At 57.2% G+C, this 16,733-nt stretch carries 16 protein-coding genes and 1 pseudogene; 13 read left to right on the forward strand and 4 right to left on the reverse strand.

The window, feature by feature from the left end; translation table 11 throughout:
• Positions 1-798 (reverse strand): annotated as a pseudogene (locus AC2FEE_RS19015) (transposase); the annotation flags it as partial.
• An 832-nt stretch (positions 799-1,630) separates the two neighbouring features.
• On the opposite strand from AC2FEE_RS19015, the gene AC2FEE_RS19020 reads away from it, so the two are divergent.
• The 9 genes from AC2FEE_RS19020 to AC2FEE_RS19060 all read left to right on the forward strand — a co-directional run bounded on the left by AC2FEE_RS19020 (position 1,631) and on the right by AC2FEE_RS19060 (position 10,465).
• Positions 1,631-2,746 carry an MHYT domain-containing protein gene (locus tag AC2FEE_RS19020; RefSeq protein ID WP_496866906.1) on the forward strand — a complete coding sequence of 372 codons (1,116 nt, stop codon included), beginning with the start codon at positions 1,631-1,633 and terminating at the stop codon, positions 2,744-2,746.
• Between the two features lie 111 nt (positions 2,747-2,857).
• On the forward strand, positions 2,858-3,712 hold the full coding sequence (locus AC2FEE_RS19025; RefSeq protein ID WP_496866907.1) for an FAD binding domain-containing protein: 855 nt from the start codon (positions 2,858-2,860) through the stop codon (positions 3,710-3,712).
• Positions 3,713-3,723: 11 nt separating this feature from the next.
• Positions 3,724-4,218 carry a (2Fe-2S)-binding protein gene (locus tag AC2FEE_RS19030; RefSeq protein ID WP_496866908.1) on the forward strand — a complete coding sequence of 165 codons (495 nt, stop codon included), beginning with the start codon at positions 3,724-3,726 and terminating at the stop codon, positions 4,216-4,218.
• Positions 4,215-6,644 (forward strand): aerobic carbon-monoxide dehydrogenase large subunit, encoded by a 2,430-nt coding sequence (locus tag AC2FEE_RS19035; RefSeq protein ID WP_496866909.1) that lies wholly within the window; start codon positions 4,215-4,217, stop codon positions 6,642-6,644. Before AC2FEE_RS19030 ends, AC2FEE_RS19035 begins: the two co-directional genes overlap by 4 nt.
• Before the next feature lie 46 nt (positions 6,645-6,690).
• On the forward strand, positions 6,691-7,566 hold the full coding sequence (locus tag AC2FEE_RS19040) for an AAA family ATPase (RefSeq protein ID WP_496866910.1): 876 nt from the start codon (positions 6,691-6,693) through the stop codon (positions 7,564-7,566).
• Positions 7,563-8,744, forward strand: coding sequence for a vWA domain-containing protein (locus AC2FEE_RS19045; protein WP_496866911.1), 1,182 nt, complete (start codon positions 7,563-7,565; stop codon positions 8,742-8,744). The genes AC2FEE_RS19040 and AC2FEE_RS19045 overlap by 4 nt, the downstream gene beginning before the upstream one ends.
• Positions 8,741-9,559: an XdhC family protein gene (locus tag AC2FEE_RS19050; protein WP_496866912.1), complete on the forward strand. Its 819-nt coding sequence runs from the start codon at positions 8,741-8,743 to the stop codon at positions 9,557-9,559. Before AC2FEE_RS19045 ends, AC2FEE_RS19050 begins: the two co-directional genes overlap by 4 nt.
• 101 nt (positions 9,560-9,660) lie before the next feature.
• Positions 9,661-10,113, forward strand: a complete 453-nt coding sequence (locus AC2FEE_RS19055) for an SRPBCC family protein (protein ID WP_496866913.1) — start codon at positions 9,661-9,663, stop codon at positions 10,111-10,113.
• Between the two features lie 136 nt (positions 10,114-10,249).
• The gene (locus tag AC2FEE_RS19060) at positions 10,250-10,465 is read left to right on the forward strand and encodes a hypothetical protein (RefSeq protein ID WP_496866914.1); all 216 of its coding nucleotides are present in this window, start codon (positions 10,250-10,252) and stop codon (positions 10,463-10,465) included.
• Positions 10,466-10,949: 484 nt separating this feature from the next.
• On the opposite strand, the gene AC2FEE_RS19065 is transcribed toward AC2FEE_RS19060, so the two are convergent.
• Entirely contained in the window at positions 10,950-11,621 is a 672-nt protein-coding gene (locus AC2FEE_RS19065) for a GntR family transcriptional regulator (RefSeq protein ID WP_496866915.1), read from the reverse strand.
• A 118-nt stretch (positions 11,622-11,739) separates the two neighbouring features.
• Between AC2FEE_RS19065 and AC2FEE_RS19070 the strand changes: the two genes are divergently transcribed.
• The 4 genes from AC2FEE_RS19070 to AC2FEE_RS19085 all read left to right on the forward strand — a co-directional run bounded on the left by AC2FEE_RS19070 (position 11,740) and on the right by AC2FEE_RS19085 (position 15,789).
• Positions 11,740-12,738, forward strand: coding sequence for a TRAP transporter substrate-binding protein (locus tag AC2FEE_RS19070; protein ID WP_496866916.1), 999 nt, complete (start codon positions 11,740-11,742; stop codon positions 12,736-12,738).
• Between the two features lie 78 nt (positions 12,739-12,816).
• Complete coding sequence (locus AC2FEE_RS19075) at positions 12,817-13,302, forward strand: TRAP transporter small permease (protein ID WP_496866917.1); 486 nt, start codon at positions 12,817-12,819, stop codon at positions 13,300-13,302.
• 10 nt (positions 13,303-13,312) lie between these two features.
• Complete coding sequence (locus tag AC2FEE_RS19080; RefSeq protein WP_496866918.1) at positions 13,313-14,596, forward strand: TRAP transporter large permease; 1,284 nt, start codon at positions 13,313-13,315, stop codon at positions 14,594-14,596.
• A 47-nt stretch (positions 14,597-14,643) separates the two neighbouring features.
• A complete protein-coding gene (locus AC2FEE_RS19085) occupies positions 14,644-15,789 on the forward strand; it encodes an alpha-hydroxy acid oxidase (RefSeq protein WP_496866919.1) in 1,146 nt (381 codons plus the stop codon).
• Positions 15,790-15,813: 24 nt separating this feature from the next.
• Here AC2FEE_RS19085 and AC2FEE_RS19090 read toward each other — a convergent pair whose 3' ends face one another.
• Together AC2FEE_RS19090 and AC2FEE_RS19095 are read right to left on the reverse strand one after the other, a co-directional pair.
• Positions 15,814-16,227 carry a methylglyoxal synthase gene (locus AC2FEE_RS19090; RefSeq protein WP_496866920.1) on the reverse strand — a complete coding sequence of 138 codons (414 nt, stop codon included), beginning with the start codon at positions 16,225-16,227 and terminating at the stop codon, positions 15,814-15,816.
• Complete coding sequence (locus tag AC2FEE_RS19095; protein WP_496866921.1) at positions 16,208-16,726, reverse strand: 2,4'-dihydroxyacetophenone dioxygenase family protein; 519 nt, start codon at positions 16,724-16,726, stop codon at positions 16,208-16,210. The genes AC2FEE_RS19090 and AC2FEE_RS19095 overlap by 20 nt, the downstream gene beginning before the upstream one ends.
• Positions 16,727-16,733: the final 7 nt, after the last annotated feature.

Consider the following 16,733-nt stretch of genomic DNA (forward strand, 5'->3'; position numbering starts at 1 on the left):
CGGTCTGCCAGAGTTGGTTCGGCCGAGTGGTTTTGTCGTGGAACTCGTCGGCCGCCGATAGAACCACATAGGCCGGGCTGGTGATCAGGTCGTAGGATTTGAGGATGCGATAGACGGAAGCCTCTGAGACAAAGTACTTTTCTGTGTCGGTGAACTGCACGGCCAACTCACGCGGCGACAGTTCGCTCTCCTTCAGAGCCAAGTCCTTGATCTTCTCACGCATCGGCTGTGGAATGCGGTTCCAGACCCGTGAGGGCTTGGGACTACGATCTTCAAGCGCCTCAGGGCCACCCGACAGATACCGGTCATACCAGCGATAGAAGGTGGTCTTCGGGATGCCCAGCTTTTCCAAAGTGCGCTTGGTCGGCAACTGCGAGCCTTCGACCAGACGGATGATTTCAAGCTTCTCGGATGCGGGATATCTCATGCGTCGTCGTCCCCATCCCCGATCATGCTTTTTTTGAGCAGCCGCAGTTCCAGGGCCTGTTCCGCCACAACTTCCTTCAGATCGCGGGCTTCTCGACGCAGATCCTTGACCTCCGTAGAGGTCGCCGCACGAGCCGTATCGCCAGCAAGGCGTTTCTTCCCAGCTTCGAGGAACTCCTTGGACCAGTTGTAATACAAGCTCTGCGCGATGCCTTCACGGCGGCACAGCTCCGCAATGCTATCCTCGCCCTTCAGGCCGTCCAGCACGATCCTGATCTTCTCTTCTGCGGAGTACTGTTTGCGGGTCGCACGGCGAATGTCTTTTACGATCTTCTCACCGTGGCTCTGCTTGGTTCCGGGTTTCTTTCTCATCTCCACTCCTTGGCGGTTACGATGAGCCAGAAACCCTCTCTTATCAAATCGACCTAAACTGTCCCATTGGCGCTGACGTCAGACAAAGATGTCGGATTTCGGCTCATCCCCGGGAGTACCGTCAAGAAAGCTAGGCCGAATGAATAGTTAGGCTTGTTGAATTCGACAGTTCCATGTTTCACTTATGATTTTTCAGAGAGTTTGTCAGGTGGGGGGCGAAGCCGCAGCTCGACTTGGCATTGTCAAATCCACCTGACGCACGACCACTACAATCGTTGGAGGAATGGCGGCTACACTACGAACCACTCCCGCGTTCGCCACGTAGCAGATCAGCAGGAACAGGCGGCTTCGCCGTCTGATCTGCAAATCAGCCCTGATTTTCCGGAAGGTAAGCGGAAGCAACAATCATTTAGATACTGGTCACGGAAGATCGCTTTCAAAATTGGGGGTTGTTGTAGCGTGAGGCACAGCAGACAGCTTTTCCCGCCCCATGTACGGATCACATGTCCACTTTGGGCTGAGAGCGGTCATTGATTGTTCGGCATCCAGCGGCGGCATTGTCCCGCGTTTTGTCGGTTCTTATGGCGCGCAACGAACGCCGATCGCTCGGAGACCGGCTGTTAGCCCGAGTCGCGGCGAAGGTTCCAGCAGAGCCCAAAACGGCATATGCTGCAGCTTCTTCTAATGTCGGTTTCGGATAAACCAGACCCAACTCTCGCACGTATAAGAAAGCACAGAGCGGTACCGATATTTTTGTCGGCGCAAGGCGCATCGGGTGTCTCATGGCGCCGATCTATTTGCCAAATGCCGGTTTTTTGGACAGTTTATCAACATGGAATTTCTCGACGTCAGCCACAGCGGTTTCCTCGTCACGATGTCTTGCCTTGTTGCTTTGGTGGCAGGTTTCACAGGGCTATCGATGACGCGGGATCTTGCCGCGAAGCCGGTCTTCGAAAAGAAGGTCTCGATTGCGCTTGCGGCGGTGGCACTTGGCGGCGGCATCTGGGCGATGCATTTCGTGGCCATGTTGGGGCTGCAAATGCCCATTCTGTTCTACTATGACGCAGCGATTACGCTTACATCTGCCCTCGCGGCGATACTGATTGTCGGCGCGGCTCTTATGTTGCTGCATTTTGCAGAGCGGACCCGTTTGACAATCTTGCTCGCGGGCGGCGTGGTTGGAATTGGCATTCTGGTCATGCACTATATCGGGATGGCCGGTTTGGAACTGTGTCGGGCGGTTTATTCGCCTTCGGGCGTTATCTTGTCCTCGATCGCCGCGATTGCGCTGTGCATGCTCGCCTTCAGCATCGCATATGGGCACAGGACAAACAGGCATATCCTTCTGGGCACGCTTTGTTTCGCAGCGGCGGTTTGCTCTGTCCATTTCCTGGCTATGGCTGCAACGAAATTTGTCACTGTCCCCAGCGGGGCAGAATTCGGACCACTGATGAGCAATGAGACATTGGCGCTTGGCGTGATCACGTTCAGCTTCATCATATTCGGGGCCTGTCTGTGGGTCAGCGTGACCTATCTGCCGAGCCTTGCAAAGACCGGGCCGGAGCCGGAACCGGCGACAACCGAGGCCCATCCCATGCTACAAATTCCTTGCGAGCGGGATGGAGGCAAGATCTTCATTTCCGCCGACGATGTTTTGTTCGTTCGCGCCGATGGGCATTATACGCAGGTCTATACCGCGACAGATCGGCTGTTCTGCGTCTGGCCGGTCACTGAGGCGGCGAAACGCTTGGTCCCATCCGGCTTTCTGCAAACCCATCGCAGTTATCTGGTGAACCCGCTGCGCGTCACGCGGTTTGAACGCACCAAGGACAAGGGACGGTGTCTGTTTGGTGACGGCGATGTCCCGCCCGCTCCGGTGAGCCGGTCCAAGCTCAAGGTAATACAGGACGCGCTGGCGTCGCAAGTCAGCGCAATTCGTGCGACCTAGGGCGCATTTCGTGCAAAATACCGGGTTTTCATTGAATATCTGAAGCCTCCGCATCTGACCCTATGCAGTGATCTGTGCAGCAAGAACATTCGCTTTGAGGGAGGAGAGCCGGTGATTCCAGCCGCATTTGAATATTACAGACCCAAGGATTTGGCTGCTGTGCTGTCCCTTCTTGAGAAACATGGCGACGATGCCCGCGTCATGGCCGGTGGTCACAGTCTGATCCCGATGATGAAGTTGCGGATGGCGGATGTGCAGCATCTGATCGATCTGCAGGATGTCGGCGGTATGTCCGGGATCAAGATTGATGCTGACCGCATCCGCATCGGTGCCATGGTCACGCAGCATGAGATCATCGACCATGACGGGCTTGCGCAGGCGGCGCCGATCTTGCGCGAAGCGGCGCTGCAGATCGCCGACCCGCAGGTCCGCTACATGGGCACGGTCGGCGGCAACGTTGCCAATGGTGATCCTGGCAATGACATGCCCGGCCTCATGCAGTGCCTAGATGCGACCTTCACTGTGGTAGGATCCGATGGCGTGCGCGATCTTCCCGCGCGCGCGTTTTACGAGGCGGCCTACATGACCGCACGCGAAGACGAAGAGGTGCTGACGGCCCTCTCCCTCCCCCTGCCCAAAGGCGGATACGCCTATGAAAAACAAAAGCGCAAGATCGGCGATTATGCGACTGCGGCGGCTGCCGTTCAGATCGTGAAACACGGCGATAGCTGTGCATCGGCCGCCATCGCGATGACCAATCTCAGTGATACACCGGTCTTTTCCGAAGCCGCCGGCGCGGCGTTGGCCGGGACCTCCGTCGATGATGCCGCCTTGAAAGCGGCCGTGGCCGCGATGCTGAACGATATCGATCCGACCGAGGACAATCGCGGCCCCGTCGCCTTCAAGAAACATGTCGCGGGCGTGATCCTGCGCCGCGCGATCGAGCGCGCCTGGTCCCGTGCCTGAGAGGAAATTCCATGTCAAAGAAACAGCACTACACAATCTCGGTGAATGGCAAGGAAGAGGAATTTCTCGCCGAGCCACGCGAGTTGCTTATCTACACGCTCCGCGAACGGCTCAACATCACCGGCCCGCATATCGGTTGCGAGACCTCACACTGCGGCGCCTGCACCGTCACCATCGATGGCAAGTCGGTGAAGTCCTGCACCATGTTTGTCGCGCAGGCTGACGGCAAGGACATCACAACGATCGAGGGGATCGGCGGTCCCGATGACCTGCACCCGTTGCAGGCGGCCTTCAAGGAACATCACGGGCTTCAGTGCGGCTATTGCACACCTGGAATGATCACCCGCGCCACCAAGCTGCTGGAAGAAAACCCCAACCCGACGGAAGAGGACATCCGCTTTGGCATGTCCGGCAATATCTGCCGCTGCACGGGCTACCAGAACATCGTGAAATCCATTCAGGCCGCCGCGGCGGAGATGAATGCAGCCAAGGAGGCGGCAGAATGAAAGACGACGTCACAAGCCGCGAGGAACGGGTCGAGAACCTCAAGGGCATGGGTTGCTCGCGCAAGCGGGTCGAGGATGCGCGTTTCACCCAAGGCCAGGGCAACTATGTCGATGACATCAAGCTCGACGGAATGATCTTCGGCGATTTTGTCCGCTCGCCCTATGCCCATGCGCGGATCACCAACATCGATACGGCGGCAGCGCTGGAGGTTCCCGGCGTGCTGGCCGTGCTGACCGCCAAAGACCTTGAGCCGCTGGGCCTGCACTGGATGCCCACTCTGGCCGGCGACAAGCAGATGGTGCTGGCCGATGGTAAGGTGCTGTTCCAGGGTCAGGAGGTCGCCTTTGTCGTGGCCGAGGATCGCTATGCCGCCGCTGACGGCATCGAAGCGGTCGAGGTGGAATACGAAGAACTGCCGGTACTGGTCGACCCGTTTGAGGCGCTGAAATCCGATGTGGTTCTGCGCGAGGATACCGTGGATGACAGCGGCAAGCCAACCGACGGTGCCCACGGTCCACGCAAGCACCACAACCACATCTTCACCTGGGAGGCCGGTGACAAAGAGCCGACCGAAGAGGTTATCGCCAACGCCGACGTCGTCGCGACCGAAACGATGTATTATCACCGCACGCACCCATGTCCGCTGGAGACCTGCGGCTGCGTGGCCTCGATGGACAAGGTCAATGGCAAGCTGACGCTTTGGGGCACGTTCCAGGCGCCGCATGCGATCCGCACGGTTGTCAGCCTGATTTCCGGGATCGAGGAACACAATATCCGGGTGATCTCGCCCGATATCGGCGGCGGCTTTGGTAACAAGGTGGGCGCCTATCCCGGCTACGTGTGTTCGGTCGTGGCCTCGATCGTCACCGGCAAGCCCGTCAAGTGGATCGAAGACCGGATGGACAACCTTATGACCACCGCCTTCGCCCGCGACTATCATATGACGGGCCGGATCAGTGCCACCAAAGACGGCAAGATCACCGGGCTCCATTGCCACGTGACGGCGGATCACGGCGGTTTTGACGCCTGTGCCGATCCGACCAAGTTCCCGGCGGGCTTCATGAATATCTGCACCGGGTCCTATGACATCCCGACCGCCTTTTTGCAGGTTGATGGTGTCTATACCAACAAGGCACCGGGCGGGGTCAGCTATCGTTGTTCCTTCCGCGTGACCGAGGCCGTGTATTTCATCGAACGCATGATCGAGATTCTGGCCATCGAGCTGAACATGGATGCGGCAGAGCTGCGCCGGATCAACTTCATCAGGAAAGAGCAGTTCCCCTACACAGCGGCCTTGGGCTGGGAATATGACAGCGGTGATTATCACGCCGCCTGGGACAAGGCCTTGACCACCGTGGACTATAACGGTTTGCGGACCGAGCAAGCGCAACGGGTCGAGGACTTCAAGGCGGGCAAGACACGTTCGCTGATGGGGATCGGTCTGTCATTCTTTACCGAGATCGTCGGCGCGGGCCCGGTCAAGAATTGCGATATCCTTGGCCTTGGTATGTTCGACAGCTGCGAAATCCGCATCCATCCGACCGGGTCGGCGATTGCACGTCTCGGGACCATCTCGCAGGGTCAGGGGCACGCGACTACGTTTGCGCAAATCCTTGCCTCCGAGATCGGCCTGCCGGCGGACAGCATCACCATCGAGGAAGGCGATACCGACACTGCGCCTTACGGTCTTGGCACCTACGGCTCGCGCTCGACGCCAGTGGCCGGTGCTGCGACGGCGATGGCGGGTCGCAAGATCCGCGCCAAGGCACAGATGATCGCGGCCTACCTGCTGGAAGTGCATGATGACGATGTGGAGTTCGACGTGGACCGGTTCGTCGTCAAAGGCGCCCCCGAGAAGTTCAAGACGATGAAAGAGATCGCCTTTGCCGCCTACAATCAGGCGATTCCGGGGATCGAACCCGGTCTGGAAGCGGTCAGCTACTACGATCCGCCCAACATGACCTATCCGTTTGGGGCCTATGTCTGTGTGATGGACATCGACGTCGATACAGGCGTATCCGAGATCCGGCGCTTCTATGCGCTGGATGATTGCGGCACACGGATCAACCCGATGATCATCGAAGGCCAGGTGCACGGAGGTTTGACCGAGGCGCTGGCCGTCGCGCTGGGGCAAGAGATCGCCTATGACGATATGGGCAACGTCAAGACCGGGACCCTGATGGATTTCTTCCTGCCAACGGCATGGGAAGTGCCGAACTACGAGACCGACTATACCGTCACGCCGTCGCCGCATCACCCGATCGGAGCCAAGGGCGTGGGCGAAAGCCCGCATGTGGGCGGCGTGCCCTGTTTCTCGAACGCGGTGCACGATGCATTCCGGGCCTTCGGACTGCGGCATACGAACATGCCGCATGACCATTGGCGGATCTGGAAAACCGCCAACGAACTTGGTCTGCACGACTAGAGGCAAAAGGCAGGGCGGCGTTCGCCCCGCCCTGCCGGAGACATCCATGACCTGGACCGAATTACAATACGCTCTCGGACGAGAAGGCTATGTTGCCTCGGACGATCTGGCCGTGGCGCTGCATCTGGCGCTCGCCCTGGAACGCCCGATTTTGCTTGAGGGCGCCGCAGGTGTGGGAAAGACCGAGGTTGCACGCACCCTCAGCGCGGTGCGCGGCGCCAAACTGATCCGTCTGCAATGCTATGAGGGTCTGGATGCCGCGCAGGCGATCTATGAATGGAACTACCAGCGGCAATTGCTGACAATCCGCGCGGCGGCTGAAAACGGAGAGACGGGAAAAACCGTCGAGGACCGGATTTTCTCCCGTGAGTTCCTGTTGGAGCGCCCGTTGCTTGCGGCGATCACTCAGGACACGCAACCTGTATTGCTGATCGATGAGATCGACCGCGCCGACGAGGAATTCGAGGCCTATCTGCTGGAGGTGCTGTCCGACTATCAGGTCTCTGTGCCCGAACTCGGCACCATCACGGCCACCAACAAACCCATTGTCGTGCTGACATCGAACGGCACCCGTGATTTGTCTGACGCTTTGCGCCGCCGCTGTCTTTATACCTACGTCGATTATCCAGACATTCAGACCGAACTGGCCATTCTCAGGGCCCGCTGTCCTGGTATCGAGGCGCGGCTCGGGGCGCAGATCGTTGGGTTTGTGCAGAAACTGCGTCAGGAAGAACTGGAAAAGACACCCGGCATTGCCGAGATGCTCGACTTTGCGGCAGCTCTGGCGGGCCTTGGGATTGCCGATCTGACCGACGATCCGGCGGTGCTGCAATCCACACTGACCACCCTGCTGAAAACGCAAAGCGATCAGGCGCAGATCACCACCGAAGTGGCCGCGCGCATAGCGGGGAAAGCGGCATGAGCCGCGTTACCAGGTTCGCAGCGCGAGACCCGGGCCCCGCAGCCCGAGTGAGTGGCTTCGTTGCCCACCTGCGTCAAAACGGTCTGCGCCTCGGTGTCGCCGAGGTCGAGCTTGCGTTGCACGCCATGAGCGAGGTCAATGCCATCATTCCTGATGAAAGCCGCCGCGCGCTCCGTGCCGTTTGCACGGGCTGCAAGGACGAGGCCGAGCGGTTCGACGTACTATTCGACAGTTTCTGGATGGATGCAGGACGTGTGAAGCAGAAGAATGTGCCAAAGGCGCAATCTGCGCTGAGCGATGACGTGCACTCGTCCCGGCATGCAACAGGACAGGACGCAGCCGCGTCCGGTAGTGCCACCGCCCCGGACGATGGCATCGGTGAGGCCGAAAGTGATGGCACCGGCAAGCTGATCGCGACGGTCCAGCGTAATCTCAGCCGCCGCGATCTGCGCGACCTTGTGACACCCGATGAGATCGCCGAGGCAGAGACCATTGCCCGCCGCATCGGCGCGGCCCTGCGCCACCGGCGGTCGCGCCGCAGAATCGCCGGGCGCAAAGGCGACCGGCTACATTTCCGCAAAACCATCCGTCAGAGCCTTGCTACTGGTGGCGAGCCGCTGCGTCTGCTGCGCAAGACACGCCCGGATCGCAGCCTTAGAGTCGTGGCGCTCTGCGATGTCTCCGGTTCGATGAGCGTATATGCGCAAGTCTTTCTCGCATTCCTTACGGGGCTGATGCGTGCCGACAAAGACGCCGATGCCTATTTGTTCCACACCCGCCTCGTCCGCATCACCGAAGCCCTGCGCGACAAGGACACCATGCGCGCGATCGGGCGGATGTCCTTGATGGCTGACGGCTTTGGCGGAGGGTCAAAAATCGGGCCATCGCTGCAACGCTTTGCCGATACCTATGCGCGACGCTTTGTGAACAGTCGTTCAGTCGTGATCATCCTGTCGGATGGCTATGACACCGAACCACCCGAAAGACTCGCGGCCGCGCTTGCGAAGATCCGGAAACGCGGTTGTAAGATCATCTGGCTCAACCCGTTGAAAGGGTGGAAGGATTATGCACCGGTCGCTGGCGGCATGGCGGCCGCGCTGCCCTATCTTGATCTGTTTCAACCGGCAAACACCCTCGCGGATCTTGCCGCCCTTGAACCAGAACTGGTGACGCTATGAGCCCGGCCGAGATACTCGACACCGAACTTGCCGAAGTGGCACAAGATCTGCGTGGCCGTCAGGAGCCGTTTGCATTTGCCACGATTATTCGCACCGCTGGCGCAACGGCTGCCAAGCCCGGTGCCAAGGCTTTGCTCAGCGCGGATGGGACAATTCTGCATGGCTGGCTTGGCGGCGGCTGTACGCGCAGCGCTGTCAAACGGGCGGCTCTGGATGCCTTGAAAATGGGTCAGCCCCAATTGATCTCGGTCGCCCCCGAGGAATTGCTGGAAGAAAACGGCATAGCCCCGGGCGACGAGGTCGACGGAACGCGCTTTGCCCGCAATGGCTGCCCGTCCAAGGGAACGGTCGATATCTTCATCGAGCCCTGCCTTCCCATGCCCGAGCTTGTCGTGCTGGGCACATCCCCGGTGGCACAGGCGCTCAGTTCGATCGCGCCGCAATTCCACTGGTCAGTGTCGACAGCCTTTGCGCCTCAAATCTCTGACCCGCGTCAGAGATTTGTCGTCATCGCAACCCAGGGCCAGGGTGATCTGGACGCGTTGAAATCCGTCCTCGCGGCATCGCCTGACTATGTGGCGTTTGTCGGCAGCGCGAGGAAATTCGCCACACTGGAAGAAATGCTGAAATCGAGCGGGATTTCCCCCGACGCTATCGAGTCGGTGCATGCGCCAGCGGGTCTTGATCTCGGGGCCGTCACACCCGAAGAGATCGCGCTTTCCATCCTTGCACAACTGGTTTGCGTCAGGCGTCAAAGCGTGGGTGAAACGCATGGTACTGCGCAGATGCAATCCCGGCAGGCGTTGCCTCGATGAAAAAAACGCTCAATCGCCTGCGCCGGCTCCTTAAGAAACTGGCTCTTACGCCTCAGCAAGCTGACAACATCAAGTTCCCCTGTTGCTAAAAAGGAAAGACGATGGAACTGAACGACGAGATCATCATCAACGCCCCGAGAGATCGTGTATACGCTGCGTTGAACGACCCTGAAGTGCTAAAGCAATGCATTCCCGGATGCGAGGAACTGACCAAGCATTCTGACACAGAGTTGGAAGCGAAGGTCGTCCTGAAAGTCGGACCGGTCAAGGCACGCTTCAGCGGCAACGTTGTTTTGGACAAGACCGGCGCGCCTGACGCGTTTTCGCTGACGGGACAAGGTAACGGCGGACCTGCGGGACATGCGAAAGGCGGCGCGGAGGTGACTCTGACCGCAGATGGCGATCAGACGATCCTGCGCTACGAGGCAAAGGCCGAGATCGGCGGAAAACTTGCGCAATTGGGCAGCCGCTTGATCCAAGGCACCGCAAAAAAGCTTGCTGTGAAGTTCTTCAAGTCCTTCGCTGACGTGGTTAGTGAAGACGCGACGGCTTGAACGGCTTGCCTATTTCGAGCCCATCGCAGACCGCGATGATGAGGCCGTGCCGGAGGCAAAAATAACAACGCTATTTTTTTGTGGCGCTTAAATCGCCAGACACAGAAGATGTCTTGGCCGTACCGGTCGGGCACAAGTGCTGCTAGACGCCGATCTGCGCGAAGATATTACGATGGAAAACAATCCTGACTTTGCCATGATCGTCCACGTCGAAGAAGCGTTTCATCATTGCGGCAAGGCTATGATCTGGACCGATCTCTGGGAACCGGCAAAGGCCGTTTTGGGGGAAGTTTTGCCGACCTATGGCCGTCAGGGTGAGGGCGCGGCCCTCCGCCTCAGGCAACTCTATTAGACAGGGCCGTGTCCTCGGCTGTGCCTGCGGGCCGCGCCACCTCTGTCGAATAGCATTGCCTCGCCCCCTCCCGTGTTCTCCACGTGGCAGATCAGCAGGAACAGGCAGCTTCGCTGTCTGGTCTGCAAATCAGCCCTGATTTCCGGAAGGGAAGTCAGATCAAACGAAATCTTTGCGGGGGTAATTAGATGGAGAATTTGGATCAGTTTAAGACCCAAAGGTCAAATTCAACTGATGTCCAACGTTGGGGGCGCCATCCGATGTCGAACGTTCACCTCGTTTCTGGTCCAACTATGACGGTTGGGTCAAGTTCGTGTGACGTTCGACAGGAATGTCGGGCGACACATAGTTTTGCCATTCAACGACAGCTTAGCCATTGATTTTGAATCAACTGGATTTTCTGAAACGCACAAGTTTTGCCATCAAATCAGAGTAGTCAGAATGCCTCCACCAGTCTTCAGTGCGACTTCGTTAGGCGAGGAACCTATCTTTGATCGACTCCGACCAAATCGGAATAGGAACGCTCGCCGCGAGTGATTTGCCGTTTGAGGGTGTTCTTTGCAGCTTTTTCTTTACCCTCGTTCAGAAGCGCCGTGATCGTTTGATGCTCCTGGAACGATTTCTTCGTTCGATCAGAACGCTTGGACAGATGAGACCGCATGGTTTGGACGATGTCGCCGACTTTTTGGTAACCTCCTCTCAAATAGCTGTTTTCGCAGTACTTGAAAAAGGCGTGGTGAAATTCTGCATCTAGTTCCAAGTACTGCTCGAATTCATCTGCTTCCCGCGCTTCAGACATCTTCGATACAGTATCTGCAAGTTCATCAAGCAGAGCGTTATTATTTTTTTTGATTGCCTGCTCCATAGCAGCAGATTCGAGGATGAGTCTGTATTGGCAAAGCTGCACCACATCCTCTTGAGAAAGAGAAAACACGAAGGCCCCGCGGTGTGGAAAAATCTGAACAAGCCCCTGAAGGTTCAAAGCCGCTAAAGCCTCGCGAATCGGAGTTTTACTGATGCCCATGGCATTTGACAACTTCACTTCCGGCAGCGCTTCACCCAGCCGGAACGTGCCGTTGATAATACATTTCCGGATGTGGTCTTCGGCAGTTTTACTCAACGAATCCGGTCGCTTAATCTGCAATATCTCGCTCATTTTCTCTCCGCTCTTATTCGCCTTCCCAACACAATAACACATGTATGCTTGATTTCTATATTATATCTGATATCTCAGATGGTAGATAGAAAGAAAATCGAATCCTTGGGAGGATACCTTGTTCAATAAATCAACACTCGCACTAGGCGTCGTCATGTCTGCAGGGCTTGCCTTTGCAGCATCCGCTGAAACAGTCATTAAGGTCGGGCATGGCGCTGCGGAAGCGTTTCACATGCATCGCGCGCTTCAGAAGTTTGAAGAACTGGTTGAGGCCGGCTCGAACGGCGAGATCGATGTCCAGATCTTTCCATCCTCGCAGATGGGCCCTGATCGTGAGATGATCGAAGGTGTCCAAACCGGCGTTCTTGAAATGGCCATTCCCCCGTCTTCTTTCTTCGCAGGCTGGGATCCGGCTTTTGCGGTGATCGAACTTCCCTACATGTATGCTTCCAAAGACATCGCCTTTGATGTTCTTGATGGTGAGGCCGGTGACGGAATGCTTGGACGGGTCGAGAACCAGGGACTGGTCGGTCTTGGTTGGCTTGAATTGGGTGTGCGTAACGTGACCAACAATGTTCGCCCAGTCGAAACACCCGAAGACCTCGAAGGCGTAAAACTGCGCACTATGAAAGTGCCAGCACATGTGGCGACATTCGAAACACTCGGGGCCAACCCAACGCCGATGAACTTTGGCGAGGTCTACTCTGCCCTCCAGCAAGGCGTGATCGACGGGCAGGAAAACCCGCTGGCGATCATTACCTCACAGCGTTTCTATGAGGTGCAGAAATACCTTTCGACCACGGGCCATGTCTTTGCGGTCTACATGCCAGTCATCTCCAAGCCGTTCTTTGACTCGCTGCCTGCCGAGCATCAGCAACTAATCCGGGACTCGATGGCCGCCGCACGTGATTATCAGGCCGAACTGGTCGCCAGCGAAAATGCAGAGCAGTTGGAACAGATCCGTGCCGCTGGTGTCGAGGTTCTCGAACTGACTGCAGAGCAGAGACAGGCCTTCGCCGACAAAACCGAAAGTGTTCGCCTGCAATATCGCGATGAAGTTGGTGCCGAAGCCTACGACGCTTGGGTCGCGGCGGTATCCGCAGCAAGCGGAAGCTGACCCTCGGTAAATTCAGCCAATCCGGGCACCCGTGCCATGCAGGTTCGGGCGCCCATTTCGTTCAAGCGGAGGTGAACGATGTCGGTTATCAAATGGATCGATGTGAATGCCGAAAAGGTCTTAGCCAGCGCGCTCCTGGCCGCGATTGTCGTGTTGATCTTTGGCAATGTGTTCATGCGCTACATCATGAATGCCTCCCTTTCATGGGGTGAAGAGCTAACGCTTTGGCTGTTCGTCTGGTTCGTCTGGCTTGGCGTCAGTTATGCCTTCCATACCGGCGATCACGTGCGCATCACGGTCCTGCGTGATGTCCTGAGCGAGCGGGCGAGGCTTTATGCAGATGTTGTGATCGCGCTTCTGGTCCTTGGGTTTCTGATCGTTCTGACAATTGAATGCATCAAACTGATCCGGCAGCCCTTTGTGGCCAGCCAGACCTCAGTTGTTCTGGGGCTGCCAATCCCGATCCTTTATGCCTCAGCGCCGGTTGGTGCGGGTCTGTCTGCGATCCGCGTCACTCAACACCTGATCCGAACCCTGCGTCTGATCGCAGGAACCAAAGCGTGAGGAACCCGGCATGCTTGCGACAACGCTTTTCCTGACGCTTTTCGCCCTTCTGCTTTTCAGCGTGCCCATTGGCATCTGCCTGGGTCTTGCGACCATGATCGTGATGGTCTTCGTGGATGGCACGCCGCCGATGGTTCTTCTGGCGCGCTCGGTGGTCACAGGCGCGGATTCGTTTCCGCTAATCGCTGTTCCCTTGTTCATCCTCGCAGGAGACCTAATGCAGCACGGCGGAATGTCTCGCCGACTGGTTGGGTTCGCCAATGCACTGATCGGTCATATCCGGGGTGGGCTGGCTTATGTGAACGTGCTCGCCTGCGTGTTCTTTGCCGCCATATCCGGCTCGTCTCCCGCGACCGTAGCCGCCATCGGATCGAACATGATCCCCGAGATGGAAAAGGTCGGCTATACGCGCAAATTCAGCGGCGCATTGACGGCATCCTCGGGAATGATCGGCGTTATGATACCGCCAAGTATTCCCTTCATCATATATGGTGTTACTGCCGAGGTTTCGATCGGCAAGCTGTTCCTTGCAGGTGTTGTTCCTGGCATCCTTTTTGCCCTCATGTTCATGTTGGTCGCCCGCGTTCTGTTGCGAAAGGACGCGGTTGTTCAGCAATCGACGACTACGTTCTCAGGCCCGGGCGTCTGGCAGAGTTTCCGATCTTCGATCTGGGCGCTTTTGGTGCCTGTAATCATCCTCGGCGGCATCTACAGCGGTATCTTCACCCCGACCGAAGCCGGCGCGGTGGCCGTGGTTTATGCCGCCTTCATCGGCATATTCGTCTATGGAGACATCACCCTCAAGGAGCTGCCTGAAGTGCTGGCGGGCAGTGCAAAGACCAGTGGGACCATTCTGATATTGGTGATCATGGCGACCGCCTTTGGCAGGCTGATCACGCTTGCAAGAATCCCGACTGAACTCGCCACAACAATCACCAGCCTGTCCGACAATCCGATCATCATTTTGTTGTTGATCAATTTGCTGCTGTTGGTGATCGGCATGTTCATGGAGACGATTTCTTCGATCATCATCATGACGCCCATCCTGCTGCCTGTTGCAACCGCACTAGGTGTCGATCCGATCGTCTTTGGTGTCATTCTGACGGTCAATCTGGCCATCGGATTCTGCACGCCACCTTTGGGCGTAAACCTGTTCGTGGCCAGCAGCATTTCGAAGGTTTCCATCGAAAGCCTCAGCCGGGCAATCCTGCCATTCTTTGCTGGCATGCTGATCTTGTTGATGTTCATCACTTATGTGCCCGCAATTTCCCTGGCCCTGCCGTCTCTTTGGTGACCGGCTGAAGCCCTTCTAACGTAAGACAACAACACCAGAGGACCCGGATGGATCTGGACCTATCCCACCCGTCGATAGAAGACCTTCGGAAAAGCGCACAAAAGCGCATTCCGAAGTTTGCCTTCGAATACCTCGACAGCGCAACCGGCCGGGAACTGGGGTTGAAGGTAAACCGTGACGCACTCGATGCCATCGGATTCATGCCGCGTGTTCTATGCGGCCGAACAATGGCCGACCTGCAGACTACACTGATGGGCCAAAAATATGATCTGCCTTTCGGGATAGCACCTGTGGGCATGTCCGGCCTGATGTGGGCGGGTGCAGAGCGGATGCTTGCAAGGGCCGCGGTCGCTCACAACATTCCGTTTTCGTTGTCCAGCGTGGCAGTAGCATCGCCGGAAGATGTGGCGCCCTATATTGGCAACAACGGATGGTTTCAGCATTACCCGGTGAACTCTGGCGAGTTGCGCCGCGCAATGCTGCCGAGGATCAAGGCAGCAGGGTTTCACACGCTGATCATCACAGTGGACGTACCAGAAGAAAGCCGGCGCGAACGACAGCGCCGTGCCAACCTGACCGTGCCTCCAAAAGCTGACCTGCGCACTCTTTTAGAAATGGCGTCACGTCCCGCCTGGTGCCTCGCGCATCTGCGCGAAGGTATCATGCCACGCATGCGGTTCTTTGACGATTATGTCCCCACACGCGGGCGCGAAAGCTTTACCCACGCGGGCGCCTTGATCCGTGGGATTCCGGATTGGGAGTACCTGCGCGAGTTACGGCAGGAGTGGGAAGGCAACTTGATCGTCAAGGGTGTCCTGCGGCCTGAAGATGCTCAAAAATTGGTAACCGAGGGCGTGGACTGCATTTGGGTATCCAACCACTCCGGGCGACAATTCGAAGCCGGGCCCGCCGTGATTGATCAATTGCCGGATATTCGCGAAGCGGTCGGTACAGACATGCCATTGATCTACGACTCTGGCGTTGCCTGGGGATTGGACATCATGCGTGCCCTGGCGAAAGGTGCAGATTTCGTCATGGTCGGACGCGCGTTTCAATATGCCGTTGCAGCGTTTGGAGCGCGAGGGATCGACCATCTCGTTCACATCCTGAAAGCTGACATTGAGGCCAACATGAGCCAGCTTGGCAGCGAAAACCTAGGCAGTCTGGCAGAGCATCTTCTGAGAACCAGCTGATCGGCAATTACGGCGTGCCGCGTATCAGACAGGCGTGTTGTTATCCCCGTCAATCAGCCCCTTCACGATCAGATCCGCAGTTGAGCGCGAACATGCCATTGGCAGATCATAAACCGTGGCAAGACGGGTCAGAGCTTTAACGTCGACGTCGTGTGGCATGGGCGACAGAGGGTCGACAAAGAAAATCAGCGCATCCATTTTCTCTTCACAGATCATGGCGCCGATCTGTTGGTCGCCTCCGAGTGGTCCACTTTTTAGGCAGGTCACATTCAGTTCTGGAAAGGCCTCTTTTATTCGGCTACCAGTCGTCCCTGTCGAAAAGATTTGCACGCCGGACAGGCGAGACTGTTGTAGACCCACCCATTCAACGATTTCGTCCTTTCGCGCATCATGAGCCACGAGCGCGAAACGCGGCGCGTCACCGGATGAATTGTTCAACGTAATCTTCTCCAAGCCCTACTTCCGCAAAGTGTTTTCGGCACAGATCAATCTTGGTAAAGACATCTTCGTAGCCAGTGACCTTGCCCCACGGATCAACATAGCACATCACGCCATTGACCTGGAAATAGGTGACCATCTCTTCGACATCGTCGGGGACGACCAAAGTATGAGTCTCACCCGGCGGCTCAAAGACATATCCTCCTTCTTCCGCAACCCAATCATGCTCCAGATAGTGCCAGCGCCCTTTCAGAACGAAGCCGTGGACGGGTTGGGGGTGGCGGTGCCGCGAAAGAACACCAGCTCTGCGTACTTTGAGAAGGTTCATCCAATAACCTTGCGAGCGGTTCAGGCAGAGCGGTCGGAACCAGACGTTCTCTGCCTGCGGAACCCATAGCCTGTCGTCCTCACTCATGGCATTCGGGATCACGATCTCTTCTTGCGCATCCTTGGGGAACGGCAATTGATAAGGCATTCGGGCGGTGTCATCGTCATTCATTGATTGT

Source organism: Ruegeria sp. YTSC199, from assembly GCF_059609725.1.